Consider the following 661-nt stretch of genomic DNA (forward strand, 5'->3'; position numbering starts at 1 on the left):
GTGGAGGAACTGGTGCCGCCGCCCGCCGACGAGCCGCCGGTCCCGAGCGTCGAGGACGAGCCCGAGCCGCTGCCCGAGCCGGCCGACGAGCCCCCGGTGCCGACCGTCGACGAGCTGGTGCCGCCGCCGGCCGACGAGCCGCCGGTACCGACGGTGGAAGAGGACTGCGCGAGCGCCAGGGCCGCACCGCCGACGATAAAGGTGGTCGCGAGGGCCGCGACGCGAACGTGCTTCAGCATAGAGAGACTCCAATCTTCAGTCGTACGGGACCAGAAACGGGCACCTTTTGCAAAACGTTCCAGCAAAATGCGGGACTAATAGGCAAAAGGAACAATCGTTTGCAAGATTTCCGGCCGATGAGCCGAGCCCAATACTCAAAGAACCGCGAGGCTTGGGTGCCTCCGGTTGCAAGTCCGCCATGTCGCCGTGGTCCGGGCCATCCCGGCAGAGGTTCTGCCTGCTTGGGTATCCGCCGAAGCCCGGGCGTGTCGGACCGTCGAACTCTGCAATGCTGGTCCCCGCCCGGGGGCGCCGTTGGTGACGCAAGCCGGCTCGGCCTGCGGGCGGCCCGTTCCCGTGCGGGGATGTCTTTCCTAGTAGCGGTCGCGGTATCCGTAGCCTTCGTAGCGACGCCCCTCGTAGACGCGCACGTCCCTGCGGC

1 pseudogene is annotated in these 661 nt (G+C 67.6%); it reads right to left on the reverse strand.

The features are described from left to right. Positions 1–239 (reverse strand): annotated as a pseudogene (locus AX737_RS18180) (hypothetical protein); the annotation flags it as partial. Positions 240–661: the final 422 nt, after the last annotated feature.

Origin of the sequence: Methylobacterium sp. CCH5-D2, from assembly GCF_001556475.1 — a bacterium.
Taxonomy (GTDB): Bacteria; Pseudomonadota; Alphaproteobacteria; order Rhizobiales; family Beijerinckiaceae; genus Methylobacterium; species Methylobacterium hispanicum.